The sequence below is a fragment of the Streptomyces sp. NPDC017225 genome, from assembly GCF_044331465.1.
GTDB lineage: Bacteria > Actinomycetota > Actinomycetes > Streptomycetales > Streptomycetaceae > Streptomyces.
Genome location: NZ_JBIRNE010000015.1, coordinates 1 through 24882, shown reverse-complemented (window position 1 = coordinate 24882; position 24882 = coordinate 1). Strand labels below are relative to the sequence as shown.

The following is a 24882-nucleotide window of genomic DNA, read 5'->3' as shown; positions in this document are numbered from 1 at the left end:
TGGGGGCACAGGGGTGAGCGCCGAGACATACCGCGACGCCTGGGGAATCCCGCACCTGCGCGCGGACGACGTGACCGAACTCGCCCGCGCCCAGGGCCGGGTGACCGCCCGTGACCGGGCCTGGCAGCTGGAGGTCGAGCGGCACCGCGCGCAGGGCACCTCCGCGTCCTTCCTGGGCCCCGAGGCCCTTTCCTGGGACCGGCTCGCCCGGCGGGCCCGGCTCGCGGACACCGCCCGCCGCTGCTTCGCCGCCCTGGAGGAGAAGGAACCGGAGACGGCCGCCTGGGTGCGGGCGTACGTCGACGGAGTCAACGAGGGGCTGGCCGACACCGGCCCGTCCACTCCCGAGTTCCCGCGCACCGGCCTCGCCCCCGGCCGCTGGGAGCCCTGGACCCCGCTCGGTATCTGGCTCGCCACGCACATCCTCTTCGCCGGCTTTCCCGCCAAGCTCTGGCGCGAGCACATCACCGCGCACCTCGGCCCGGACGCCGTCGCGCTCTTCGCCGCCGACGGACCCGGCACCGCCGGCAGCAACGGCTGGCTGGTGAGCGGCGAACGGACCGTGACCGGGCACGCCGTCATCGCCGGCGATCCGCACCGCTTCATCGAGGACCCCGGCGTCTACCAGCAGATCCACCTGTCCTGCCCGGAGTTCGACGTCGTCGGCCTCGCCGTGCCCGGCGTCCCCGGCATCGCCCACTTCGGTCACACCGGCACCGTCGCCTGGGCGATCACCAACGCCATGGCCGACTACCAGGACCTGTACCGCGAGCGACTGCGCCGCACCGGCGCCGGCGTCGAGGCGCTCGGCCCCGACGGCACCTGGCACCGCGCCACCCGGCACACGGAGACGATCCGGGTCGCCGGGGAGGACGACGTGGAGGTCGAGGTCATCGAGACCGGCCGGGGCCCGGTCATCGCCGGCGGACCCGAGGGCCTGGACGACGGCACCCCCACCGCCCTCACCCTGCGCTACCCGCCCCGCGTCACCGCCGACCTCGGCTTCGGCGCCCTGCTGCCACTGCTGCGGGCCCGCCGGGTCGCCGACGTGGACCGCGCCCTGGACGCGTGGGCCGAGCCGGTCAACGTCGTGCAGGCCGCCGACACCGAGGGCGGGCTGCTGCACCGGGTCGCGGGGCGGGTGCCGTCCCGGTCCACCGCCAACCGCCTGCGCCCGGTCCCGGCTTGGGAACCCGGCCACGAGTGGGAGGGCTGGCACACCCCGCCCCGCGCCGGGCTCGCCGACGGCGTCGCCGTGATGGCCAACCAGCGCGGCCCGGCCACCCCGCTCGGCGTCGAGTTCGCCCCACCGCACCGCGCCGACCGCATCGCCGCCCTGCTCGCCGGGAAGGAACGCTGGTCGGCCGCCGACATGCCCGCGATCCACACCGACACCCACCTCGCCTCGGCAGCCCCCCTGCTCGACCACCTGGCAACCCTGGACGACCTGCCCCCCGCGGCCGCCGCCCTGCGCGAGCGCCTCCTGGCCTGGGACCGGCGCATGGACGCCGACAGCACCGACGCGGCGCTGTACGCGGCCGTGCGCGGAGCGGTCGTACGGCGGCTGGCCGCGCACCCGGCCCTCGCCGCGGCGTCGGTGCCGCCCGCGTACCCCGAGGTGCTGCTGCCCTGGCTCGCGCTCGTGCCGCGCGTCGGATACGCCCTCGAACACCTGCTGCGCGCCCCGGACCTGTACGGCATCGACCGCGCGGGCACCGTCCGCACGGCGTTGGAGGAGGTCGCCGCCCGGCCGCCCGCCGGCACCTGGGGCGACACCCACCGCCTCGCCCCCTGGCGGGCGCTGCCGGACACCGCCCACGGGGAGGAACCCGGCCTGTCCGGCGACCACGACTGCGTGCTGTGCACCTCCGCCGTGCCCGGCCTCACCGACCGGGCCGCGCGCGGCCCGGCCGCCCGGTACGTCTGGGACCTGGCCGACCGGCACAACAGCCGCTGGGTGGTACCCCTCGGCGCGTCCGGCGTCCCCGGCTCCCCCCACCACCGTGACCAGCGACAGCTGTGGCTCGACGGAGAGCTGGCCCCGGTGGTCACCGACTTCGCCCGCCTCACGAAGGAAACAGATGTCTGACCCGCACCCGCACTCGTCCATGCTCCCGTCGCCGTCCCCGTACGCCTCCCGCGTCGCCGTCCACGAGCAGGAGCTCGCCGGCTTCGGCACCGTGCGCGTCCTCCCCCTCGACGCCGCCGCGGACGCCGCCGTGGTCCACCGCTGGGTCAGCGAGGAGCGGGCCGCCTTCTGGGGCATGAACGACCTCACCCCGGAACAGGTCGCCGAGACCTACGCCTACATGGACACGCTCGACACCCACCACGCCTACCTGGTGGTGAAGGACGGCGCGCCCGTCGCCGTGTTCCAGACCTACGATCCCGGAGCCGACCGGGTGAGCGAGTGCTACGACGTCGAACCCGGTGACATCGGCGTCCACCTGCTGCTCGCCCCCGCCGGACCCGAGGGCACGCGGCCCGGCTGGACCGCCGCGCTCGCGGGAGCCCTGGTGGCGTACGTCCTGCTGGGCCTGGGCCGGAAGCGGATCGTGGTCGACCCGGACGTCGGCAACGAGAAGGCGATCGCGCGCTTCCTCAAACAGGGCTTCACCGCCGGACCGGCGGTCGTGCTGCCCGAGGTCGACCTGCCGGACGTGTACCTGCCGGAGAAGAAGGCGCAACTCGCCTTCCTCGGCCGGGAGGTAGCCTTCCCGGCGTGACGCCGCCCCCGCCGACCGCCGAGGACCTGATCGCGCACTACGGACTGGAGCCGATCCCCCGTGAGGGCGGCCTGTTCCGGCGTACCTGGGCCGGCCCCGAGCGCCCGGACGGACGCCCGGCGGGCTCGGCCATCGTGGCACTGCTGACCGCCCGTCCGGGTGACTTCTCCGCCCTGCACCGCCTGCCCTTCGACGAGGTCTGGCACTTCTACCTCGGCGACCCGCTGGAACTGCTGCTCCTCGCCCCGGACGGCGGCGCGCGTACGGCGGTGCTGGGGCCGGACGTCCTCGGCGGACAGCACGTGCAGTTCGCCGTCCCCGCCGGGACCTGGATGGGCGGCCGGGTGGCGGAGGGCGGCACGTGGTCCTTCTTCGGGTGCACGATGGCGCCCGGATTCACCTACGGGGACTACGAGCACGGCGACGCGGCCGGCCTCACGGCGCGCTATCCGGCGGCGGCCGAGCGGATCGTGGAACTGTGCCGCCCATGACTCTCCTCGACGGTCAGGTCGCTCTGGTCACCGGCGCGGGCGGCGGCATCGGCCGGGGCGTCGCGCTGCGGTTCGCCGAGGAGGGCGCGGCGGTCGCGGTGCACTGCCGTACGGCGGTGGAGGCGGCGCGGGACGTGGCCGCGCGGATCCGGGAGCGCGGCGGACGGGCCACGGTCCTGCGGGCCGACCTCACCGACGAGGACGCCTGCCGGCGCCTGCTCGAGGAAGCCGCCGACTGGGGCGGGGGGCGGCTGACGGCGCTGGTCAACAACGCGGGCGTGCAGCCGTTGCGGGACCTGCCCGGTATGACGGCCACCGAGTGGCGGACGGTGGTGGACACCAACCTCACCAGTGTCTTCGCGTGCACACAGGCCGCCGCCCGGATCATGCGGGCCCAGGACGGCGGCGGCACGGTCACCCACATCGCGTCCATCGAGGCGGGCGCCCCCGCACCCGCCCACGCGCACTACGGCGCCTCCAAGGCGGCGGTCGTGACGCACGCCCGTTCGGCGGCGCTGGAGTACGGCCCGTGGGGAGTGCGGGTCAACACCGTCTCGCCCGGCCTCATCGACCGGGAGGGGCTGGCCGGCGCCTGGCCGGACGGCGTACGCAGGTGGCGGGAGGCGGCACCCACGGGACGGCTGGGGCGGCCGGAGGACGTGGGCGACGCGTGCGTGTTCCTGGCGTCGCGGCTGGCGTCCTGGGTCACCGGACACGACCTCGTGGTGGACGGCGGGGTGACGGCCCGCCCGTCGTGGTGAGGTCCCGGCCCGGCACCCGGTGGGTCACGTGCGGGCTCCCGGTGGCCCCCGGGCGGGTCTCCGGCGGCCTTCGACGGGTCTTCGGCGGCCTTCGACGGTCTCCGGTGAGCGGGGCGGCGCCCGCGTCCGTACGTATCCCCGAGGCAGTGGGTCCCGACGACGGAGATGCGACGTGAGGTGTGGTGGCGGTGCGCGCACTGGAGGCCGGGAGCGAGAAGGCCGTCGGAGCGGACGGGGACGACGGGGCCGGCGGCGGGTCCAGGGGCCGGCGCTGCTGGGCGCCGTGCTGGTCCTGTTCGTCCTCGGCGGCGCGGCACCGGCGTCCGCCCACGCCGCCCTGCGCTCCACCGACCCCGGGGACGGCGCCGTCCTCCCGCGGGCCCCGCGCCACGTCACCCTGACGTTCACCGAGTCCGTCGGCCTGCGCGACGACTCCTTCCGCGTCCTCGACCCCGGCGGCCACCGGGTGCGCACGGGGGAGGCCGGGCGGGCGGACGGCCGTTCCGACACGGCCCGCGTCGCGCTGTCGGGCGAACTCGGCGCGGGCACGTACACCGTGGCCTGGCGGGTGGTGTCGGCCGACAGCCACCCCGTCTCCGGCGCCTTCACCTTCTCGGTCGGCAAGCCCTCCGCGACGACCGCGTCCGTGGACACCGGTCCCACCGAGAACCCGCTGACCGCCACCCTCCACAAGACCGCCCGCTACCTCTCCTACCTCGCCGCCGCCCTGCTCATCGGCACCGCCGCCTTCGTCGCCCTGTGCCGGCCGCCGGACCCCGCCCCGCTGCGCCGCCCGCTGGTGGCGGGCTGGTGGACCCTGCTGGGGGCCACCGTCGCCCTGCTGGTGCTGCGTGCCCCGTACGAGGCGGGTACGGGGCCGTCGGCGGCCCTCGACGCCGACGCGCTCGGCGGCACCCTCACGACCCGGCCCGGCGTGCTGCTGGTGGTCAGGCTGGCGCTGCTCGTGCCGGTCGCCCTGTTCCTGCTCCACATGGCCCGCGGGGGCCGTCACCGGGAGCGCACCGCCCTCTCCGTCGCCGGGGGTGTCGTGCCGGCGGTCTGCCTCGCCCTGACCTGGGCCGCCGCCGAGCACGCCTCCGCCGGGATCCAGGTGCCGGTCGCGATGACGTCGTCCGTGCTGCATCTGCTGGCCACCGCGGTCTGGCTCGGCGGTCTCGTGGCCCTGCTCCTCACCCTGCGCGGCTGTCCGGACGCCGGCACGGTCGCCCGTTTCTCCCGGACCGCCTTCGTCTCCGTGACCGTCCTGGTCGTCACCGGCGTCTACCAGTCCTGGCGCGGCCTCGGCTCCTGGCCGACGCTCACGGAGACGACGTACGGCAGGCTGCTGCTGGCGAAGCTGGCCGGGGTGGCCGTGCTGCTGGCCGCGGCGGCGGTCTCACGGCGGTGGACGGCCGCGTGGGTGACGGCGGCAGGAGTGACGGGGGCGGGGGCGAGCGCGGAGACGGCCGTACGCGAGTGCGTACGCGAGCGGGTGCCGGAGCCGGTGGGCGGGCCACCGGCGCACGCGGTGTCGGGGCCGTCCGGACCGGGAGCGCCCGAGCCGGGGCCGCCCGAACGAGGGCCGTCCGAACCGCGAGCGCCCCAACCGGAGCCACCCCAACCGGAGCCACCCCAACCGGAGTCACCCCTGCCGGAGCCGCCGGTCGACGGGGACGCACACCGCCGGGGGCTGCGCAGGTCCGTCCTGGTCGAGGCCGTCGTCGCGGCCGTCGTCCTGGTGGTCACGACCGTGCTCACCGGCACCCTGCCGGGCAGGGCCGCGGACGAGGCGGCGGCGCGGGCCGTACCGGCGGGCGGGGTGCTGCCCGCGTCCGTCACCACGATCCCCTTCGACGTCGGCGGCTCCGGCCGGGGCACGGTCCAGATCACCCTGGACCCCGGCCGCACCGGCGACAACGCCGTGCAGGCCGTCGTCTTCGGCCCCGACGGCAGCCTGGCCGCCGTACCCGAGCTGCGTCTCTCCTTCACCCTGCCCGACCGCGAGGTCGGGCCGATCGACGCGGAGCTCGTCGACCGGGGCGGTTACTGGAGCGCCAACTCCCTCACCCTGCCCCTCCCCGGCACCTGGACGATGAAGACGACGGTCCGGGTGTCGGAGATCGACCAGGTGAGCGAGACGAGGCGGATCCGGATCGAGCGGTAGCGGGCCCGGCGAGGCTTTCGGCGCCGGCGGCTCAGAGCGCGCCCCCGCGCATCCGGCGCACCCGCAGCGCGCAGCGCCGCAGACCGTGCCCCACACCCCGTTGACCAGGAGCATCGGCAGGATCGTCCGCGGTCGCGCCAGAGGACCCCGCAACTCCCCCGTGAGTACGGGGGACAGGACCCCGCCGAGGACCAGGACCGCCCAGCGTGTACGCCACCCCCGCGGCCACCGCTGTCAGCAACGGCTCGCGCACCCGGCCGAGCCCGACGACGAGAATCCAGGTCAGGCTGATGACCACGGTGAGCAGCAGAGGCGTGAGCGGTCGGCCGAGGGCGGCCCGGGACATCGCCGCCGGCCCGCGCCTGAACGACGTACGCGTGGTCATCCTGACCACCTTCGACCTCGGCGACTACGTGTACGGCGCCCTGCGCGCGGGTGCCACCGGCTTCCTGGTCAAGGACACCGAGCCGGAGGAACTGGTGCACGGCGTCCGGGTCGCCGCCCGCGGCGACGCGCTGATCAGCCCCTCCACGACGCGCCGTCTGATCGCCGAGTTCGCCGGCCGCGTGCGCGCACCCGAGCCCGGCCCGCTGCTGAACGCCCTCACCGACCGCGAGCACGAGGTCATGTCCCTGGTCGCGGCCGGCCTGACCAACGACGAGATCGCCGCCCGCCTCGTCCTCAGCCCGGCCACCAAGACCCGCGTCGGCCGCATCATGACCAAGCATGGTCTTCGCGATCGTCTTCGGACTCTCCATGGACTCGAGGTCTTCCTGGTCTCCCGCATCCACGAGGAGTGGGAACGCATCCGCGACGCCGCCCTCGCCGTCCGTGAGGGCCTGGCCGCGACCGGCCGGGTCATCACGGCAGCCGCGGCCGTCATGGTCGTCGTCTTCGCGGCCTTCGTCCTCAGTCCGAGCCGTATGCTCCAGCAGTTCGGCCTCGGTCCCGCGACGGCGATCCTGCTGGACGCCGTGGTGATCCGCTGCCTCGTCGTCCCGGCGGTGATGCACCTCCTGGGCCGCCACGCCTGGCGGCTCCCGGCCCCGGCGGCCCGGCGGCTGCCGAGGGTCACACTGAAGCCGGCCGGGCCCGCCGACTGACCGGGTGAGCGGGGTCAGGCGGTACCGGCGGTGGCAGCCGGCCGGGGGCTGCCGTGGAAGACGTTGGCCGCGTGCCAGGCCCGGTGACCGGCGGCGACGGGACTGGCACCCGGCTGGGGCCCGGTCAGCGGTCGGCCCGCGAGCGCGGTGACGTGGTCGCGGGCGGCGGGGCTGTGACCGACGAAGCGCTGCGAGACCAGGACGCGGTGCCCGTCCCCGACGCCGAGGACGCCCTTGTCGAAGAGCTTGTGGTGCAGCGAGCACAGGCACAGTCCGTTGTCGACGTCGTCCGGGCCGTCGAACGCCCACCAGCGCACGTGCGCGGCCTCCAGCCCGACCGGCACCGCCCCGATCCGGCCGTCGTAGCCGCAGAAGGCGCACCGGTACTCGTAGGCCGTCAGCACCAGCTCCCGCATCCGCCGGTCCCGCTGCCGGCGTCCGGCGACGAGTGGCGCGACCGGAGTCGCCCGGGCCCGGAGACCGACCGCTTCGCACAACTCGTCGTGGAGCGAGGGCGGGAAGTGCTGGTCCAGCAGCACCCCGGCCATCCGGTCGAGCAGTGACGGCTCCCGCCGCAACGCGGCCCGCAACTCCGGCGCCAGCCGCCCCGCGGCCCCCGACGCCCGCAGCTCCCCCACCCGGCTTCCGGGGCTTCCGGGTCCACGGTCGGTGCGCACCTCCCACACCCCGTCACCGACCAGGTGGTGAAAGGGATAGGCGGGCGTCGTGCCGTGCGGCGGGCCGTACTCGGTCAGCAGCCGCTTCAGGTCCTCCTCCACCGCGCTGTAGCGCAGTTCCCCGTCGGCGTCCCGCTGATACCGGCCGAGCGCGTAGAGAAGGAGCAGCGGCTTGTGCGGAGCACGTGTACCGCCCCTGCTCCACTGCCTCAGTTTCGCGGCGCGCTCCAGCCAGTCCATGACGGGCGATGGTAGCGACCCGTTGTGGGGCGCGGTCCCGCCAGGGCGGGGCTCAGGCGCGGTCGTCGCAGGGGTCGGGCGACGGGCCGAGGAGGCGTACCTGGTCCTGTGCGGTGAGGGCCCGGCCGCGGGCGTGAGCGGCCGTGAAGGCTGCCTCGCCCAGGACAGCGCGTGCCCGGCCGGCCGCCCGGTCGACATCGATCCGTTCGGCCCGGGGCAGCGGCGCGCCGGCCGAGTCACGGAGGGCGGCCGCCGTGCCGAGCAGGGACGCGGCTTGCTCGTACGGGGACGCGGCGGGGTCGGGCCGGGACGCGGCGGGGTCGGGCTGATACCCGTGGGAGTCGAACCGGGCCGCGTCGGCTCCGGGCCGAGGCGTGGCCGATCGCGCGCCGGCCAGCCCCTCCATCGCGAGGGCCACGGCGCGGGGGTCGCGGGTGCGGAGAGCCGCCGTGAGCCCGTCCCGGTGGAGTGCCTCGGCGCGCCGAGCGTCGCCCCGCTGCTCGGCGACGTAGCCGAGTTGTGCCAGGACCAGTGCGGCTCCGGAGTCCACGCCGAGGCGGCGGTTCCACTCCAGCCAGGGGGTCAGCAGGGCCTCGGCGGTGTCCGGGTCACCGCTCCGACGGGCGCCGAGGGCCAGTCCGGTCTCCGCGAACTGTTCCGCGGACCGGTGCGACTGCTCGGCCGCGAGGCGCCTGGCGCGCTCGTGGAGTTCCGCGGCTCGCGCGTAGTCGCCGGTCAGCAGCGCGATACGCCCCAGCCTGGACAGCCGGAACGACATGTGCGACCACAGTTGGAGCTCCTCCGCGCCCCGTACGCCGTCCTGGTGCAGGCGGGCTGCGGCCCCGTAGCCCCCGCAGACCTCGGCGATGACGCCCAGCAGCTCCGATGCCTGGAGCCGGCCCCACCGGTCTCCGAGTCCGGTGAAGAGGGCCGCGCTCTGCTCCGCGTACCGCCGAACCGCATCCAGGTCCCCCTGGTACAGCGCCTGGGTGGCGCGGGTGCCGAGCGCGGCGGCCTCACCCCAGCGGTCACCGAGCCCGCGGAACTCATCGGTGATCGTGCGGGCTGTTCCGGCTGTACCGCCTCTCGCTCCTTCTGCCGTTCCGTCGGTCGTTCCGGTGGCGAGGCTCTCCTCGGAGCGGTCCAGGAAGCCGCACCGCGCGAAGACCAGCAGCCACCGGCCTCGTGCGTCGGCGCCGTCGAAGGACTCGCCGAGCCAGGAGTCGTCCCCGGTCAGCAGCGAGAGCGCGGCACGGCGCACCCGGGCCGCGGCCTGGACGGGGTCCTGGACGGCGCCGCCCCCCGCAGAGTGCGCGTACTCCAACGCCCGGCCCAGGGACCTGACGGCCTCGCCCATCCGGCCACGCAGATACCAGTACCAGGTCAGCGAGTTGGCCATCCGCAGCCCGAGACCGGGGGAGCCGTCCACCGCGGCGTGGTCGAGTGCGGCCCGCAGGTTGAGCGTCTCGCTGTCGAGGCGGTGCAGCAGGCGGCGCTGGTCGCGGCCGTACAGCAGCGGTTCCGCGTGCGCGGCGAGGCCGGCGAAGTGGAGGGCGTGCCGGTGTCGTACGTCCTGGGTCTCGCCGGCGTCCGCGAGCCGGTCCAGCCCGTAGGCGGCCACCGATTCGAGCATCCGGTAGCGGGTGCCGTCGTCCCGGTCGGTGGCGTACGCCGGTACGAGCAGGGAACGGTCCACGAGCCGGGTGACGATGTCGAGTACCTCCTCGGCCCGAACGTCCCCTTCCGGTATGTCCCTCCCCTCTGTCTCCCTCTCTGTCTCCCTCTCCCTCTCCTTCGTCTCGTCCCCCTCGGGCGCGTCCCCCACGGCACAGACCGCCTCCGCGGACTCCAGCGTGAACCCGCCGGCGAACACGGACAGCCGGCGCAGGACCGTGCGCTCGGCCGGGGACAGCGGTTCCCAGCTCCAGTCGATCATCGCGCGCAGGGTCCGCTGCCGTGCCGGGGCGTCCCGGCGTACCTGGCCCAGCAGCCGGAAACGGTCGTGCAGGCGGTCGGCCAGGGCGTGCACGCCGAGCGCCCGTACGCGGGGCGCGGCCAGTTCGAGGGCGAGGGGGATGCCGTCGAGGCGCCGGCAGACGAGAGCGACGGCCTCGGTGTTTTCCGGCCCCAGGACGAAACCGGGGGCCGCGGCCGCGGCCCGCGCGGCGAAGAGCTCCACGGCCTCGGCCTCTGCCAGCGGCGCGACGGCGTGGAGGACCTCGCCGGAGAGGGCGAGCGGTTCCTGGCTGGTGGCGAGGACGCGTACGCCGGGCGCCCGGCGCAGGAGGTGTGCGGCCAGCGCGGCGACCGGTCCGACGACGTGCTCGCAGTTGTCGAGGACGAGGAGCATCCGGCGCGGGCGCAGCGCCTCGACGAGCAGGCGCAGGACCGGGTCGTCCGTGTTCCCGGGGGTGTCGAAGCCGAGTTCCTGTGCGGCGTCGTCGCGTATGCCGAGCGCGGCGGCCACTGTTTCCGCCACCTCGGCCGTCGCTCCCGCGAGCTCCACGAACCAGACGCCGTCGGGGTGGGCGCCGGGTCCCCGTTCCGTCAGCCGAGCCGCAGCCTCCAGGGCCAGCCGGGTCTTGCCGACGCCACCGGGCCCGGTGAGCGTGACGAGGCGGCCGTGCTCCAGCAGGGCGCACAACCGCGTGACCGTTTCCTCGCGCCCGACCAGTGAACTCACCGGCGTGGGCAGGTTCGTACGCGGCACTCCGCCGACCGGAGCGGCGGGGCCGGGGACAGAGCCGGCACCAGGGCCAGGACCACGGACAGGACCGGGGGCGAGGCCGCGACCAGGACCAGAGCCGGAACCGAGGCAGGGACCAGGAACGAGCCCAGGGTCCTGCCGGAGCATCGCCTGGTGCAGTTCGGTGACGTCGGCGCTCGGGTCGATGCCCAGCTCATCGGCGTAGCGCCGCTCCAGGTCGCGGTAGGCGGCCAGTGCCTCGCTCTGCCGCCCGGCGAGGTAGAGGGCCCGCATGTGGGCGGCGCGCAGCCGTTGCCGCAGCGGATGTTCGCCAGTGAGCAGGCCCAGCTCGTCGGCGAGGGCGGAGTGGCCGGCGCGTCCCACGGTCTCCAGCCGCAGCTCGGCGAGCTCCTCCCGCGCGGTGAGCCGCTGTTCGTCCAGACCGGCGATCGCGGCCTGCGCGAACCCCGAGTCGCGGAACTCGGAGAATGCCGCACCGCGCCACAGCCCCAGCGCCTGCGACAGTAACGACGCCTTCGTCCGCGGGTCGGTCTCCTCCCGCGCACGCGCTGTGAGCCGCCCGAACCGGCCGGAGTCCACCGCGTCCGCCGCCACCCGCAGCGCGTAGCCCGCCGGGCCGTACTCCACCAGCGCGCGGGCGCCGGACTCGGCCCCCGCCAGGGTGCGCCGCAGTTGGGAGACCTTGGTCTGCAGGGAGTTGACGGGGTTGCCGGGTACCGCCTCGCCCCAGAGATCGTCGATCAACCGGTCCACCGGTACCGGACGCCCGTGGTGCACCAGCAGATCGGCGAGCAGCGCACGGACCTTGGGTTCGGTCACAGGCACCGGGTCCCCGTCGTCGGTGCGCACCGTCAGTGGCCCCAGTACCTCGAAACGCATGCCGCCACGGTAATGCGTGGCCCGCCGACAACGGCTCGCGCCCGGTCGGCGGCCGTGCGTGGAGCGTCAGCCTCCCGTGCGCGGGCCCGTGCACGGTGTTCCGGTGAGTCACCGACGCGGCCTCCGCGTCCGCCCCACGCACCGGTCTGTACAGCCACGTACCGGCACGCACCGAAAGGACACACCATGACCACCTCCCGCGAGATCCGCCTCGCCGCCCGTCCCGTCGGCGAACCCGGCCCGGCGAACTTCGAGTTCGCGACCGTCGACGTGTCGTCGCCCGCCGAGGGGCAGGTACTGGTCCGCAACACCTGGATGTCGGTGGACCCGTACATGCGCGGCCGGATGGACGACGTACCGTCCTACATCCCGCCCTTCGCCCTCGGCACCGCTCTGGAGGGCAGCGCGGTGGGTGAAGTGGTCGCTTCCCGCGCCGAGTCCGTCCCGGTCGGGGCAACCGTCACGCACTTCCAGGGCTGGCGGGAGTACGCCGTCCTGGACGCGGCGTCGGCCACCGTCGTCGACACGTCGCTCGCCCCCGCGGAGGCGTTCCTCGGCCCGCTGGGCACCACGGGACTGAGCGCCTACGCCGCGCTGACCCGGACCGCGCCGGTGCGGGAGGGCGACGTCGTGTTCGTCTCCGCCGCGGCGGGCGCGGTCGGCAGCGTCGCCGGACAACTGGCCAGGAAGCTGGGCGCGTCCCGGGTGATCGGCTCGGCGGGCGGCCCGCACAAGACCAGGAAGCTCATCGACGACTTCGGTTACGACGCGGCGATCGACTACCGCCAGGGGTCGCTCGCCGAGCAGTTGGCCAAGGCCGCCCCCGGGGGACTCGACGTCTACCTGGACGCCGTGGCCGGCGACCACCTCGAGGCGGCCATCGACGCCATGCGTCCGGGCGGCAGGATCGCTATGGTCGGCGCGATCAGCGGCTACAACGCCACCGGTGCCGTGCCGGGCCCCGGCAACCTCTTCACGGCGGCCGCCAAGGAGGTGACGCTGCGGGGAATGCTCGTCACCAACCACCTCGACCTCTTCGCCGAATGGATCCCCAAGGCCGCGTCCTGGCTCGCCGACGGCACCCTGCGCACCGAGGTGACCGTCGAGGAGGGCATCGAACGGGCGCCGGACGCCTTCCTGGGCATGATGCGCGGCGCGAACACGGGCAAGATGCTGGTCCGGCTGGGAGAGACCCGATGACGTACGGGAACGCGACCACCTCTCGCCCCTCGCCCGCCACCACTCCTCCGCCCCCCGGCGGACACGCCCTCCTGGTCCACGCCCACCCCCGCCCGGACTCCCTGACCGCCCAGCTCGCTCACCGTGCGCACGCCCGGCTCACGGCGGACGGCTTCACCGTCGACGTGCTCGACCTGCACGCCGAGGGATTCGACCCCCGGATGACCCCGGAGGACGAGCCGGACTGGGCCGACCCCGGCAAGGAGTACTCGCCGGAGGTACGCGCGCACATGCGACGCGTCGCCGCCGCCGACACGATCGTCGTGGTCTTCCCCCTCTGGTGGTTCGGCCCGCCGGCCATCCTCAAAGGCTGGATCGACCGCGTCTGGAACCACGGCTTCGCCTACGGCAGTGCCCGGGCCCGCCTGCGCGACAAGCGGATGCTCTGGATCAGCCTGGTCAGCTACACCCGCGGCCAGTTCGCCGAACTGGACTGGGAGGGCCCGGTCACGCGCACCCTGCGGGCCGGGATCTCCAACTTCTGCGGCATCGAGGACGCGGCGGTGCACCTGGTGTACGACTCCCTCAACGCGGGCGAGGCGGCTTTCACCTCCGCGCAGTCGGGGTTGGAAACGTTCCTCGCGAAGGCCGCGTAGCCCGGGACCGGAGGGCCGCCGGGCCGCGAAGGCGTCAGTGCGCCGCTCGGCGCTCCGCGTTCTCCCGCCACTCCCGGCCGATCGATCGCATCAGGGCCGGGTACACCCCCAGGTACCGGAAGGGCTTGATGCCGAGCATGTACAGGGAGCCGAGACGGCCGTTGGGCTTCACCAGGACGGCCAGGTGGCCGCGGAAGCCGCCGTTCCCGTCGGGGACCCAGCCGATGTGCAGCACCCCGTGCATCGTCTTGTTGGCGCACTCGGCGGCCCACTCGTCGTTGGTCTGGAAGACCGAGGTGAAGGGCACCGAGCTGAGGTCGGGCCCCCGTGGCCCCTCGCGCAGGTCGTCCGGCAGCCGGTCGCGCAGCGTCGTCACCCGGCCGCCGAGGCCCGTGTCCGGCTTGTCCCAGCCGAGCAGCGCGCCGAGTTTCCAGCGCACCGCGAAGAGGAAGCGGCCCACGGGGTTGCCGCCGTCCGGACCGTCCTCGCCGCCCGCCATCTGCTCGACCAGATGGCGCAGGTCGTCCGGACCGCCCGGCGTCGGCAGCGCCCACACGTCCTCGAGCCGGAAATCGCCGGCCATCTCGTGGATCCGCCAGGGGCGGGACGTGTGCTCGGCCGGGGGAAGGCGCAGATCACTCATGGCAGCTTCCTGTCTATACGGTGGCGTATAGAACGACCATAGACTGATCTGTACGCCTCCGTATATCGATCGAGGGCATGTGAGGAGAGACACGGCATGGGCGCGATCCGTACGCCGCGGGACAAGTGGATCGAGGAGGGACTCCGGACACTCGCCGGCGGCGGCCCCGAGGCTGTCCGGGTCGAGGTCCTCGCTCAGGCGCTCGGCGTCAGCAAGGGCGGTTTCTACGGCTACTTCCGCAACCGCGCCGCCCTGCTGGAGGAGATGCTCGACACCTGGGAACGCGGGGTCACCGAGGGCGTCATCGACCGCGTCGAGCGTGACGGGGGCGACGCCCGCGAGCGGCTCGGGCGGCTCTTCGACTTCGTGGGGTCGGGCGGCGCGCCCCTGACCGGCGCAGGGGTCGAACTCGCGATCCGCGACTGGGCCCGGCGCGACGAAGGCGTCGCGCGGCGCCTCCGCAGGGCCGACAACCGCCGCATGGACTACCTGCGCCGGCTCTTCGGGGCCTTCTGCTCCGACGAGGGCGATGTCGAGGCCCGCTGCCTGATCACCTTCTCGCTGCGCGTCGGCGACCACCTCATCGCGGCCGACAACGGCCCCCGCGACCGCGCGGAAGTCCTCGCCGCGGTCAGGGACCGGTTGCTGAGCCCGGGCTGAACAAGTCGAAGGGCCCCACCGCAAGCGGTGGGGCCCTTCGACTTCGTGCCCGGTGAGGCACTGGCGGAGGATACGAGATTCGAACTCGTGAGGGGTTGCCCCCAACACGCTTTCCAAATGTTCGTACGGGGGTCCGGCGGGGGACAGGGCCGTCCTGACCTGCGGCGGAGCGTTCAGGGTGACCCTGTCCGGACGGGGCCGGACGAGGGCGAATGAGACCAGGACTGAGACCAGAACGGGTGGTGCGGCGGCCCCATCGCTGCCGGTAGCGACCAAGAGGATGTGTGCCTTCTGCCTCTCTCGTACCGCCGAACGCGAGGATCAGCCACGGTGGCAAGATCCGTAAAGTCTCTGCCGACTGAGGAGCCCTCTGGGTACACTCGATCGCGCTAAGTGATCAAGCGTCCTCGGAAAACGGACCCCCAGAGTGACAGAGGCCAACCCCTTCGCGCCACCACCAGGGCACGTGAACCCTCCAGTGTGGTCGTCCCTGGACGACCATCTGTGGCACTCATGCGAGATCGTCGCGGATCTCCTTACAGGCGGTCTGGCTCGCCGTCCATTGATCGCCACGACAGCGCGACTGGAGCGTGGCGACCGTGCCCTTGCTGTCGGTCCCGGTCAGCGTTCGACCTGGCGAGCCCTGGGCAACGGGCGCTACCAGCACAACAATGTGGTTGCCGTCGGCAATCCCGCATTCGTCATCGGGAGTCTTGTGGGTTCCGCTGTCGGCAACTCTGCCAGGCGGCGCCAGGCGGCGCATGACGCCCAACCGCGATGGGTGGTCGATGGCCCGGGAGAGGTGACGATCACCCGTCAGAAGCTGCACTTTGCGAGCAGCACGATCGGGCTTGACCTTGATTGGAAGGCCCTCAGCACGATTGACCTCGTGAGCGTTGCTACGTTCCAGGCGAGCTTCGTCAATACTCGCGGCCAGCAGGTGACGACGATGGTGCACACACCATGGGCGTCCCTCGCCTTCGCTGTCGCCGCCATCACCGCGTTTCCCGCGCATCCTCGTCTGCTGAGCGGTGGATGGCTCCCCCCAGGGTTCGAGCAGAAATGCGCCCGCTTCGGTCGACCGTGCCGACCGGCCGCCACACTTGCGGCGCCCCAGTGATCCACCCCGGCTCCCGCCACGCGTTGGTGTCGACTTGGGCTCGGGCGGGGTAGGGATTCAGCCGCAATCCGACAGGGCTGCCTACTCCCCGCGCCGCACCGTCTAACCTGCGGAGCATGATTCGTGCGGTGGTGTTCGACGTGGGTGAGTGTCTTGTCGACGAGACCCGGGAGTACGGGACCTGGGCGGACTGGCTGGAGGTGCCGCGGCATACCTTCGCGGCGATGTTCGGGGCGGTCATCGCGCAGGGGCGCGACTACCGCGAGACCTTCCAGGAGTTCCGGCCGGGGTTCGACCTGACCGAAGAGCGCGAAAAGCGCGCGGCGGCCGGGAAGCCGGAATGGTTCGGCGAGGACGACCTCTACGCCGACGTGCGACCCACGCTGGCCGCGCTGCGGGAGGCCGGCCTGTGGGTGGGCATCGCCGGGAACCAGACCGTGCGTGCGGGCGGCCTACTCCGCGGGCTGGACCTTCCGTCCGACCTGATCGCCACCAGTGACGACTGGGGGGCGTCGAAGCCGGACGTGAAGTTCTTCGAGCACGTCATTGAGGCGACGCCTGCCGAGCCGGGCGAGATCCTGTACGTCGGGGACCGGCTCGACAACGACATCCGTCCGGCCGTGCAGGCCGGGCTTCTGACAGCTCTGATTCGGCGTGGGCCCTGGGGCACGATTCAGCAGCGTGCCCCGGATGCAGACTCGATCACCACGATGCGCATCGACTCGCTCGCGGAGCTGCCTGAGAAGATCGCCAAGTTCAACGCTGGAGAGCGCTGACAGTCGTTCCCCAGTCGTAGAGACGATCGTCGAGGTCTCGGACGCACTGCTCGTTCTGCCATGAGGCGAGCGTGCGTCGGACCTCGCGGATACGCTCCATGCCCGTGGCGTACCAAGTGATGGCGAGCTGGTCGAGGGCTTGTACGGCGTACCGGCATGCCGCCTCTGGGTGGCCGTCCGCGGCTTCGACTGCGGCGAGATCACCGAGGACGACGGTGCGCTGCTTGTCCGACTCGGGCGGCAGGTCGTTGAGAACCTCCTGAAGAGTCTGGCGGGCTTGTGGCATGTGGCCGGCCTTCAGCTGCGTGTTCCCTTTGAACGCGGACAGGCGCACGGGGCTGAACCAGTCCAGCCACTCAGGGGTGGGGTGCTCGGAGCCCGCGGAAAGGGCGTCCTCGGCGTGTCCGATCAGGCGGAGCGCAGCGCGAGGGTCGCCGCATCGGGTCTCGCATTCCGCCTCGACTGCATCCAGCCATGCCCAGTGCTCCACGGAGGCGTCTCCGCGTCGAGCGTAGGTGCGGGCGGCCATCATGCGCTCGATCGCCGCTTCCCGGTCATCGGTCCAGCCGGGGATAAACGCCATGTGCGCGAGGATGGCCGATCCCAGGAGGGGGTCGTCGGCTTCGCCCGCCGCTTGCAGGGCACGCAAGAGGGTTTCCGAGGCTTGGTCGGGCTGGCGCAGGTCGAAGAACTCGATGCGCCCGGCCAGTAGATAGGACTCGGCAAGGGCGCCGGCCAGGGTCTGGCGAGCAGGGTTCGCCGTCTCCGGCAGGAGAGCGCATCCCAGACGGGCGTGCTCCAGCACTGCCGGGTGCAGCACGGCGGGCGCTACGGACCAGTAGAGGTGCCGGTGAGAACGAGTGACGGCCTCGAAGTCCTTGCCCACTGTGACTGGCTGCGTTGCGGGGCCGACCTGGGCGGGGACGTTAGCTAGCCGCGCTCCCTTCAGAGGCGCATGCGGGGTGTTGCGGACCGTCGAGCCCGCGTGGCGGCTCTCATTTCCCCAGGGTGGGGTGAATCCCAAGTCCTCCATGCTCTGGCCCAGGAGGTGGGTCAGAACTCGGTGGACGTCAGGCTGAGGCCAGGGCGGTGTGGCGGACTCCCAGCGTCGGATCTGACGCACGCCAACAGCGAGCCCCCTGATGCCCAGCTTGGGTGCCGTCTTGGTGATGGCGTCGGCCAGAGCCTGTTGTGAGTTGTATCCGGCCGCCAGGCGGGCGGACTTGAGTCGGGTGTTGCCTGCGGGACGGGACATGGATCTCCTCCGGGGACGAGTTCTCGTCAGAGAGTGACATGCGATGTCCCTGTCGCGGCGCAAAATCATCCACGGACGCCCAACAAAGCCCTGTGAAAGTCCTCTTGATGGCCTGTCGGAGCCCTCGAATAGGACCTGGAGGGCCAGGAAGATGGCATCCACGGACCGAGGACATCGGCCTCGTCACCACACACGGCACTTACCGCTCGTCCAGGCGTTCTGCGCCTGCGCTCATCCCCTTCTGTCCATCCTGAACGGGAGTTCGTGATGCTTCGCACGAGCACGACCATCGACAACAGCCACCTCGTCATCGAGACGGGCGGGTCCGCCCCGGACGCCACGACCATCGTGGAGCGCAAGGGCCTCGGCCATCCGGACACCCTCGCCGATCAGCTGGCCGAGCGACTGTCCCGCGCGTACAGCGCCTACACCGTGCAGCACTTCGGCGCGGTCCTGCACCACAACTTCGACAAGCTCGCCCTCTTGGGCGGCGCGAGTGAGGTCCGGTACGGCGCCGGCCGCATGACCGCCCCGGTCCGGGTGCTCGTCAACGGCCGTGCCGCGCCCATGTGCGGCGGTGAGCGGATCCCCGTCGAGGAGATCGTGGAGGCCGAGGTGCGGGCGTTCTTCGCCCGCCGGCTCCCCGAGGTCTCCGACCACCTCGACATCACCTTCAACATCACCAGCAACTCCAGCCCCGGTGCCGTCCTCACGGGCGACGAGGTGCCCGACCGGACGCGATGGTTCAACCCGCGGTCGATCGACGACCTGCGGGAGCGGCGGGTGCGGCTCTCCAACGACACGTCGCTGGGCACCGGCTGGGCGCCGGAGAACGTCTTCGAGTCCTTCGCGCGGGATCTGGTCGACCACTTCTCCGGGGAGAGCGACTTCACCCTCTCCCACGCCTGGTGTGGATCGGACGTGAAGCTCATGGGCTACTGGGACGGGGAGCGGGCGGATGTCGTGCTCTGTGTGCCGCAGAAGTCGCGGCTCGTCGCGAGCCGTGCGGAGTACGTCCAGAACACCGAGAGCGTTCTGGACGAGTGCTACCGGCTCGCCGGCCTCCACCTGCCCGGTGCCGAGGCGAGCTTCCGGCTCAACGCGCGCGACGTGCCGGATAAGGACGAGCTGTACCTCACCTACACCGGGAGCTCGATCGAATCCGGCGACGAGGGCGTCGTCGGCCGCGGCAATCGCGTCAACGGGCTCATCACGCCCCTGCGGCCGATGAACCTGGAGGGCGCCAACGGTAAGAACCCCGTCTACCACGTGGGCAAGCTCTACAACATCGCCGCACGACGGCTCGCCCAGCGGCTCCACGAGGCGACGGGAGGGCACGCCGAGGTCCACCTGGTGAGCACCACCGGGCAGCGCCTCGACCAGCCGTGGCGTGTCCTCGTTCGTCTGTCGTCCCCGGACGCCGAAGTGGACAAGGTGCAGGCGCTGGTGGCGGAGGCGCTGGGCGCGTTTCCGGCGCTCACCGACGAGCTGGTCTCCGACGGGATCGTGCTGAGCTGATGAAGAAGCGGATGCTCGGCGAGGTCTCCCCGAAATGCCGGCGTCGGCTGGTCACTCACTACGGCCCCGAAGTCTCCGGGTGGCTCGATGCGGTGCCCACCCTGCTGGAGGAGGCTGCGGATCGTTGGAAGCTCACCCTCGATGGCTACCACGACGCCGGACACGCCTCGGTGGTCGTCACGGCCGGAGCCTTCGACGGGCGTCCGCTGCTTCTCAAGGCGTGGGCCGATCCCGCCCGGTTCCGCAACGAGGTCACCGCCTTACGCCTGTGGGCGGGCGGGCCGACTACAGGCGTCGTCGAGGCGGCGGACGACCTGGCCGTGGCGGCCCTGGAAATGATCGGAGGGAGCCCCGGTGGTGGTGAGCGACCGCCTCGCGAGCTTCCGACCGTGGCCGCCGCCCTCCAGGGCCTCCACACCTTCGGCCGCCGTCGGCGCCGGCCGCGTGCCCTTCCTTCCCTGACCACGTACCTGCACCAGGAGGTACGCCCCCGGGTGCGGCGCCGACTGGAATCGGTCGACGTCGGCCCGTGGCAGGAGCACGTCGACGCGGCCCTCCCGACCCTCGTGGCCCTGGAGGAGGACTCCGCTCGATCCACCGTCCTGCACGCGGATCTCTACCGAGAGAACGTCCTCTTCGACTGGCTGGGCCACCCCCGCCTGATCGATCCCCTCCCGATGGTGGGCGACGCGGCCTTCGACTGGGCCTTCTGGACCGTGTACTACGACCTCGGACACGGCACGGACGCTCGCCTGGCCGCAGCCGCCCGTATCTCCCGCATCCCCGTGCCCGTCCTCGCGCCATGGTGCAGGGCCCTGGCCCTGGACGGCCTGCTCTTCTACCTCGCCACCGGCGATCCGCGCGCGCCGAGGATGGCCGACGTCCTCGCGTGGCTGTCGGCGCCAACCCCAAGGAACCGATCATGACGACCTACGTCCTCCGCCACGGACAGACGAACTACAGCCGGCGCTACCTGGTCAATGGCGACCCGACGAAGCCCATCCGCCTGAGCGAGGACGGCCGTCGGTCGCTGACCAAGGGATGGAGCAGCGTCCCCCTCCACAGCGTGAAAACGTGGCTGGCCAGCGAATTCCCCCGCGCCCAGCAGACCGCCAACCTGCTGATGGGAGTTCCCGGACCGGAACTGATCACCGATCCGCGGCTGAACGAACTCGAATACGGGGAATTCGAGGGAAGCCCGTTCCTGGAATACGCCGTCTGGCTCGACGGGCACGGCGCCCGCGAGCGGCCGCCGGGCGGCAGCGAGTCGCAGCGCGAGGGCATCCGCAGGATGCTCACCGGGGTGCTCGCGGCCCTGAAGCACCCCGGCCCCCGCGTCCTGGTGGCCCACGGCCTGCTGGTCTCCGTGCTTCTGTGGCACCGCGAACGGACTCCTGGCGGGGCCATGCCCCTCTTCTTCCCGGAAGCCCCGTACATCGAGCCCGTCGCCATCCCCGATGACGAGTTGTCGGCGTTCGTCGGGGCCCTGATGAACGATCTCGAAACTGACGTTCCCGATCACGCGGTCGGCTCCGGTGGCTGGGAGGTAATGCGGATCGGCGAAGGGGCCGCGGTTGCTACCGTCGATCCCGTATCCCACCACTCGCCGGATCAGAAGGATCTTCCTCATGCATGATGCCCGCGCCCTGATTGAAATGGGTTCCGAAGCGGTTCGTCGGCTCGCTCGTCGCGGTTACTCCCTGGACCTGTCCGAGCTGGAGTCCCTCCAGACTCGTCGCAACCAGAACATCCGCTCGGCCGATGAGCTGCGGGCCGAGTCCAAGCGGGTGGCGAGTGAGGTTCAGCAGACGGCCAAGCAGGGCGGCGACATCAGCAAGCTGAAGGAGCGCGCCCGCGAGATCAAGGAGCAGGTCCGCGACATCGAAGCAGGGCAGGAAGAGATCGAGGCCCAGCTCCGTGATCTGCTTCTGAGCATCCCAAACCTGCCGGACGACTCCGCACCTGACGGCGACTCCGAGGAGTTCGCCATCGAGATCCGGCGCGTCGGCACGCCTCCCGCGTTTTCGTTCGAGCCGAAGGACCACGTCGATCTCGGAGAGGCCACGGGCATCCTCGACTTCGGCCGCGCGACGAAGCTGTCCGGTCCGCGCTTCGCGGTCTCCCGCGGCGCCGGCGCCGCTCTGGAGCGGGCCCTGGCCACGCTCTTCCTCGACATCCACACCCGCCGGCACGGGTACACCGAGTACGCGGTCCCCTACCTGGTCACCCGCAAGACCATGACCGGCACCGGCCAGCTCCCGAAGTTCGAGGAGGACCTGTTCAAGGCCGGTGTCGCCGACCGGGAGCTCTTCCTCATCCCGACGGCCGAGGTTCCGCTGACCAACCTCTACGCGGACGAGATCATCCCGCCCGCCGAGCTGCCGCTCGCGTTCACGGCGCACACTCCGTGCTTCCGGTCCGAGGCCGGCTCGTACGGCCGCGACACCCGCGGTCTGATCCGCCAGCACCAGTTCGCCAAGGTCGAGATGGTCAAGATCGTCGATCCGGAGACGGCGGACGCCGAGCTGGAGGAGATGGTCGGCCACGCCGAGGCGTGCCTCAAGGAGCTCGGCCTCGCCTACCGGGTCATCACGCTGCCCGCCGGCGACACCGGCTTCTCCGCCCAGCTCACGTACGACCTCGAGGTCTGGATCCCGAGCCAGAACACGTACCGCGAGATCTCCTCGGTCTCCAACTTCGGCACTTTCCAGGCCCGCCGGGCGAACATCCGGACCCGAGGCGAGGACGGCAAGCCCAAGCTCGTCGCCACCCTCAACGGCTCCGGTCTGCCCGTCGGCCGCACCCTGGCCGCGCTCCTTGAGCAGTGCCAGCAGCAGGACGGCTCGATCGTTCTGCCCGAATCACTCTTCCCGTATCTCGGCTTCCGCCGTATCTCGGCGGACGGAACACCGGAGGCATAACGTGCTCGTCGGCGTCTGCGACTTCCCTGGTAGCTACGCCTTTCCACCCGCCGGATACGGCGGGATCGAACGATGGCTGTGGGCGGTCGCCGTAGGCGCCCGTGCCGCAGGCGCCGACGTACACCTCCTCGGGCCGGGCTGGCTCACGGACCTGGAACACGACTGGGTCCGCAAGCCGGTCCGCCTGGAGGACATCTCCACCGGATCGCTCGCCGAGCGCGAGCTGCACGACACGGGGTACGACCTCCTGGTCGTCGGTCACGAGTACCCGTCGCTTCCCGCGTGGACACGCACCTGGAACGAGCTGGACTGCGACGTCGCCACCTTCCAGCACTCGCCCGTCTTCCAGCACACCGCCACCGCCTTCGACGGCCAGCGCTCGCGGCTCTACTGCTACTCGCCCGAGATGAACGAACGGTACGCGGACCACCGGCCGATCCCTGAGCTCGCCGTCCATCTCGGCCTCGACGAGGAGGAGCCGCCGGCCACCGCGGGCACCGATCTCGTCTGGCTCGGCCGGATCGACGAGGAGAAGGCACCGCACATCGCCGTGCGGGCGGCCCAGATCCTCGGTCGCCGCATTCGGATCGTCGGCCCCGTCTTCGACGAGGCGTACGTGCGACGCCACGAACGGCTCTTCAGCGCCGACCACGTGAAGTGGATCGGCGAACTCGGCGGTTCCGCCAAGACCGCAGCCATCGCCGACGCCTCGGTCTTCGTCTACACATACGCCCGCACGTACGTGGAAGCCGGTGCCGCGGTCTTCGGTGAATCCCTGCGCGCCGGCACTCCCATGGCCGCCCTGACCTGGCGCGAAGGAACCTGCGCCGACGCCGCCCTGTGCGACGAGACGGGCGCGGTCGCGGTCGTCGACCCCAGGGAGGAGGACGAGACCGCGGCACGAAGGCTCGCCGACGCGATCGAACAGGCGGAAAGCCTCGACCACCAGCGCGTCCAGGCGATCGGAATGCAGCGCTTCGACCCGGCGCGCCACTTCCAGGCGATGTCGGCCCGATCGTGCTGACCCGCGCCGCCGGCACCGTCGGAGGCGACCTGGCCCAGCGGATACCCGGCGTACTGAGCGCCGCGTTAGGCCCCCACTGGGAGTTCACCGCCGACGGCCCCCACATCGAGATTCTTCACCCGCACCGGGGCAGCCCCTACCAGCCTCCACGCAGATCACCCACGTGGAGGGAGATCCTCGACTCCCTGGAAGCCGGCTTCGCGCGGGACGGCGCTCCACGTGACGCCTGCCTCCCGCTCTGGTGGGGCAGGGAGACCGAACTGACGATCTCCGCTGTCCAGGCCCTGGACCCGGTCCTCAAGGACGGCCAACCCCGAACGTATCGAAGCGGATTCATCCCGCAGCCGGTCGTCCGCTTCACCGGTCAACGGGACGCGGAAGGCCAGTTGATGGACGGCTTCCTGACCTCGTTCGTCAACGTCTCCCGAGTCCAACCCATAGGCGGTCTCGACGAGTACGGCGCCATCCTCGATGGCTGGCTGACCGTCCTCTCCCAACTCGGCTTCCACGCACGGCACCTGAGCATCTACGGAACGCTCACCCCGTGGCGCCGACGGCAGGTCGAAGGCATTACACTGCGCTTCCGCCACCTGGACCTCACCCTCGGCGACATCGTCCTCCTGTGGAACACGGATCACCCGGACCGGATGGCCGTTGACCTCGGCACTGGGCTGGAACGCCTGGCCTGGGCGCGCACCAGGGCGAGCTGGCACCCCCTGATCTTTGGGCGCTTCGCACAGATGGCGACACCACCGACGCTGGATGCCATCCGTACCGCCACGCTCCTGCTCGGCCACGGGATCGCCCCAGCAGCTCGGGGTGCCGGCGGAATCACACGGCGCGTCATAGGCGCCATCGATCCCGAAGCCGCCCGCCTTGGCGTCAGCGCCATGGTTCGAGCCGTCTACGACTACTGGTCGCTCTTCGGTGCCTTGCGCGCTCCGTGGCCGGAGATTGCTCGCGTCATCGAGAGAGGGGGAGGCGACGCGCTCGGCCCTGGCGGCATAGCAGTTGTGTGCAGCGCTCGTTCTCGGCCCAAGCCTCGAAACGGCTGAAGCTGGTAGGTCGAGCCGCTAAACGCGCAGGTCGAACGAAGAGCGACGGATGGGGTGCGGGGTTCTTCTGACCGAAAACTCATCACTCCTGGTGATCGACGTCTTACATTCTGTCGGTGGTGCGTGCTGTCATACGACCGGCGCGGGGATGCATCAACGGTCTTAGACCGTGTCCTATGTGGTGAGACGAGCGAGTCGCTTGTAGCAGCAGAGTGCTGCGGCGAGGCCGAGGAAGGCCAGGTAGTTGCGGGGGTGGCGTTCGTATCGGTGGTTGAGTCTGCGGTAGCCGGTGAGCCAGGACATGGTGCGTTCGATGACCCATCGGCG

Annotated in this window: 21 protein-coding genes and 2 pseudogenes; 17 read left to right on the top strand and 6 right to left on the bottom strand. The window is 72.0% G+C overall.

Features of this window, described 5'->3' with window-relative positions; all coding sequences use genetic code 11:
- Positions 1-13 precede the first annotated feature (13 nt).
- From ACH4NX_RS27970 to ACH4NX_RS27940, 7 genes and pseudogenes are all read left to right on the top strand, one after another.
- Positions 14-2089, top strand: a complete 2076-nt coding sequence (locus ACH4NX_RS27970) for a penicillin acylase family protein (RefSeq protein ID WP_398129112.1) — start codon at positions 14-16, stop codon at positions 2087-2089.
- Entirely contained in the window at positions 2082-2726 is a 645-nt protein-coding gene (locus ACH4NX_RS27965; protein ID WP_398129113.1) for a GNAT family N-acetyltransferase, read from the top strand. The genes ACH4NX_RS27970 and ACH4NX_RS27965 overlap by 8 nt, the downstream gene beginning before the upstream one ends.
- The gene (locus tag ACH4NX_RS27960) at positions 2723-3217 is read left to right on the top strand and encodes a cupin domain-containing protein (protein ID WP_351398039.1); all 495 of its coding nucleotides are present in this window, start codon (positions 2723-2725) and stop codon (positions 3215-3217) included. Before ACH4NX_RS27965 ends, ACH4NX_RS27960 begins: the two co-directional genes overlap by 4 nt.
- Positions 3214-3978 carry an SDR family NAD(P)-dependent oxidoreductase gene (locus ACH4NX_RS27955; protein WP_398129114.1) on the top strand — a complete coding sequence of 255 codons (765 nt, stop codon included), beginning with the start codon at positions 3214-3216 and terminating at the stop codon, positions 3976-3978. The genes ACH4NX_RS27960 and ACH4NX_RS27955 overlap by 4 nt, the downstream gene beginning before the upstream one ends.
- 283 nt (positions 3979-4261) lie before the next feature.
- Positions 4262-6142: a copper resistance CopC/CopD family protein gene (locus ACH4NX_RS27950; RefSeq protein ID WP_398129115.1), complete on the top strand. Its 1881-nt coding sequence runs from the start codon at positions 4262-4264 to the stop codon at positions 6140-6142.
- Between the two features lie 332 nt (positions 6143-6474).
- Positions 6475-6885, top strand: a pseudogene (locus ACH4NX_RS27945) (LuxR C-terminal-related transcriptional regulator); the annotation flags it as partial.
- Positions 6863-7245, top strand: a pseudogene (locus ACH4NX_RS27940) (MMPL family transporter); the annotation flags it as partial. The pseudogenes ACH4NX_RS27945 and ACH4NX_RS27940, both read left to right, overlap by 23 nt.
- 14 nt (positions 7246-7259) lie before the next feature.
- On the opposite strand, the gene ACH4NX_RS27935 reads toward ACH4NX_RS27940, so the two are convergent.
- Both ACH4NX_RS27935 and ACH4NX_RS27930 read right to left on the bottom strand, forming a co-directional pair.
- Entirely contained in the window at positions 7260-8162 is a 903-nt protein-coding gene (locus ACH4NX_RS27935) for a phosphorothioated DNA-binding restriction endonuclease (RefSeq protein WP_351398033.1), read from the bottom strand.
- A gap of 52 nt (positions 8163-8214) precedes the next feature.
- On the bottom strand, positions 8215-11748 hold the full coding sequence (locus ACH4NX_RS27930; RefSeq protein ID WP_398129116.1) for an AfsR/SARP family transcriptional regulator: 3534 nt from the start codon (positions 11746-11748) through the stop codon (positions 8215-8217).
- 186 nt (positions 11749-11934) lie between these two features.
- Between ACH4NX_RS27930 and ACH4NX_RS27925 the strand changes: the two genes are divergently transcribed.
- Both ACH4NX_RS27925 and ACH4NX_RS27920 read left to right on the top strand, forming a co-directional pair.
- On the top strand, positions 11935-12948 hold the full coding sequence (locus tag ACH4NX_RS27925) for an NADP-dependent oxidoreductase (RefSeq protein WP_398129117.1): 1014 nt from the start codon (positions 11935-11937) through the stop codon (positions 12946-12948).
- On the top strand, positions 12945-13583 hold the full coding sequence (locus ACH4NX_RS27920; protein ID WP_398129118.1) for an NAD(P)H oxidoreductase: 639 nt from the start codon (positions 12945-12947) through the stop codon (positions 13581-13583). The genes ACH4NX_RS27925 and ACH4NX_RS27920 overlap by 4 nt, the downstream gene beginning before the upstream one ends.
- A 34-nt stretch (positions 13584-13617) precedes the next feature.
- Here ACH4NX_RS27920 and ACH4NX_RS27915 read toward each other — a convergent pair whose 3' ends face one another.
- Positions 13618-14226 (bottom strand): DUF2867 domain-containing protein, encoded by a 609-nt coding sequence (locus ACH4NX_RS27915; RefSeq protein ID WP_351398026.1) that lies wholly within the window; start codon positions 14224-14226, stop codon positions 13618-13620.
- Positions 14227-14322: 96 nt separating this feature from the next.
- Between ACH4NX_RS27915 and ACH4NX_RS27910 the strand changes: the two genes are divergently transcribed.
- On the top strand, positions 14323-14886 hold the full coding sequence (locus ACH4NX_RS27910; protein WP_351398024.1) for a TetR/AcrR family transcriptional regulator: 564 nt from the start codon (positions 14323-14325) through the stop codon (positions 14884-14886).
- A gap of 511 nt (positions 14887-15397) precedes the next feature.
- On the opposite strand, the gene ACH4NX_RS27905 is transcribed toward ACH4NX_RS27910, so the two are convergent.
- Positions 15398-15901 carry a hypothetical protein gene (locus ACH4NX_RS27905; protein ID WP_398129119.1) on the bottom strand — a complete coding sequence of 168 codons (504 nt, stop codon included), beginning with the start codon at positions 15899-15901 and terminating at the stop codon, positions 15398-15400.
- Between the two features lie 221 nt (positions 15902-16122).
- Here ACH4NX_RS27905 and ACH4NX_RS27900 point away from each other — a divergent pair, with 221 nt between their 5' ends.
- Complete coding sequence (locus ACH4NX_RS27900) at positions 16123-16782, top strand: HAD family hydrolase (RefSeq protein WP_398129120.1); 660 nt, start codon at positions 16123-16125, stop codon at positions 16780-16782.
- On the opposite strand, the gene ACH4NX_RS27895 is transcribed toward ACH4NX_RS27900, so the two are convergent.
- Entirely contained in the window at positions 16763-18037 is a 1275-nt protein-coding gene (locus ACH4NX_RS27895; RefSeq protein WP_398129121.1) for a transcriptional regulator, read from the bottom strand. The genes ACH4NX_RS27900 and ACH4NX_RS27895 overlap by 20 nt on opposite strands.
- A 267-nt stretch (positions 18038-18304) precedes the next feature.
- Here ACH4NX_RS27895 and ACH4NX_RS27890 point away from each other — a divergent pair, with 267 nt between their 5' ends.
- Genes ACH4NX_RS27890 through ACH4NX_RS27865 form a run of 6 tightly spaced genes read left to right on the top strand, consistent with a single transcriptional unit; the run spans position 18305 to position 24555 of the window.
- On the top strand, positions 18305-19555 hold the full coding sequence (locus ACH4NX_RS27890; RefSeq protein ID WP_398129122.1) for a methionine adenosyltransferase: 1251 nt from the start codon (positions 18305-18307) through the stop codon (positions 19553-19555).
- Complete coding sequence (locus tag ACH4NX_RS27885) at positions 19555-20481, top strand: aminoglycoside phosphotransferase family protein (protein WP_398129123.1); 927 nt, start codon at positions 19555-19557, stop codon at positions 20479-20481. The genes ACH4NX_RS27890 and ACH4NX_RS27885 overlap by 1 nt, the downstream gene beginning before the upstream one ends.
- Positions 20478-21191: a histidine phosphatase family protein gene (locus ACH4NX_RS27880; protein ID WP_398129124.1), complete on the top strand. Its 714-nt coding sequence runs from the start codon at positions 20478-20480 to the stop codon at positions 21189-21191. Before ACH4NX_RS27885 ends, ACH4NX_RS27880 begins: the two co-directional genes overlap by 4 nt.
- Positions 21184-22476, top strand: a complete 1293-nt coding sequence (gene serS / locus ACH4NX_RS27875; RefSeq protein ID WP_398129125.1) for a serine--tRNA ligase — start codon at positions 21184-21186, stop codon at positions 22474-22476. Before ACH4NX_RS27880 ends, serS begins: the two co-directional genes overlap by 8 nt.
- A 1-nt stretch (position 22477) precedes the next feature.
- A complete protein-coding gene (locus tag ACH4NX_RS27870) occupies positions 22478-23500 on the top strand; it encodes a glycosyltransferase (RefSeq protein ID WP_398129126.1) in 1023 nt (340 codons plus the stop codon).
- Complete coding sequence (locus ACH4NX_RS27865) at positions 23494-24555, top strand: hypothetical protein (protein ID WP_398129127.1); 1062 nt, start codon at positions 23494-23496, stop codon at positions 24553-24555. Before ACH4NX_RS27870 ends, ACH4NX_RS27865 begins: the two co-directional genes overlap by 7 nt.
- Positions 24556-24729: 174 nt before the next feature.
- Here ACH4NX_RS27865 and ACH4NX_RS27860 read toward each other — a convergent pair.
- The coding region (locus ACH4NX_RS27860) for a transposase (protein WP_398129131.1) at positions 24730-24882 on the bottom strand (153 nt) is incomplete at its 5' end.

Coding starts and splice junctions, on each gene's coding strand:
- ACH4NX_RS27965 (WP_398129113.1), top strand. CDS start 2,082: ATGTCTGACCCGCACCCGCACTCGTCCATGCTCCCGTCGCCGTCCCCG.
- ACH4NX_RS27955 (WP_398129114.1), top strand. CDS start 3,214: ATGACTCTCCTCGACGGTCAGGTCGCTCTGGTCACCGGCGCGGGCGGC.
- ACH4NX_RS27935 (WP_351398033.1), bottom strand. CDS start 8,162: ATGGACTGGCTGGAGCGCGCCGCGAAACTGAGGCAGTGGAGCAGGGGC.
- ACH4NX_RS27930 (WP_398129116.1), bottom strand. CDS start 11,748: ATGCGTTTCGAGGTACTGGGGCCACTGACGGTGCGCACCGACGACGGG.
- ACH4NX_RS27925 (WP_398129117.1), top strand. CDS start 11,935: ATGACCACCTCCCGCGAGATCCGCCTCGCCGCCCGTCCCGTCGGCGAA.
- ACH4NX_RS27920 (WP_398129118.1), top strand. CDS start 12,945: ATGACGTACGGGAACGCGACCACCTCTCGCCCCTCGCCCGCCACCACT.
- ACH4NX_RS27915 (WP_351398026.1), bottom strand. CDS start 14,226: ATGAGTGATCTGCGCCTTCCCCCGGCCGAGCACACGTCCCGCCCCTGG.
- ACH4NX_RS27910 (WP_351398024.1), top strand. CDS start 14,323: ATGGGCGCGATCCGTACGCCGCGGGACAAGTGGATCGAGGAGGGACTC.
- ACH4NX_RS27905 (WP_398129119.1), bottom strand. CDS start 15,901: ATGCGCGGGAAACGCGGTGATGGCGGCGACAGCGAAGGCGAGGGACGC.
- ACH4NX_RS27900 (WP_398129120.1), top strand. CDS start 16,123: ATGATTCGTGCGGTGGTGTTCGACGTGGGTGAGTGTCTTGTCGACGAG.
- ACH4NX_RS27895 (WP_398129121.1), bottom strand. CDS start 18,037: ATGTCCCGTCCCGCAGGCAACACCCGACTCAAGTCCGCCCGCCTGGCG.
- ACH4NX_RS27890 (WP_398129122.1), top strand. CDS start 18,305: ATGCTTCGCACGAGCACGACCATCGACAACAGCCACCTCGTCATCGAG.
- ACH4NX_RS27885 (WP_398129123.1), top strand. CDS start 19,555: ATGAAGAAGCGGATGCTCGGCGAGGTCTCCCCGAAATGCCGGCGTCGG.
- ACH4NX_RS27880 (WP_398129124.1), top strand. CDS start 20,478: ATGACGACCTACGTCCTCCGCCACGGACAGACGAACTACAGCCGGCGC.
- serS (WP_398129125.1), top strand. CDS start 21,184: ATGCATGATGCCCGCGCCCTGATTGAAATGGGTTCCGAAGCGGTTCGT.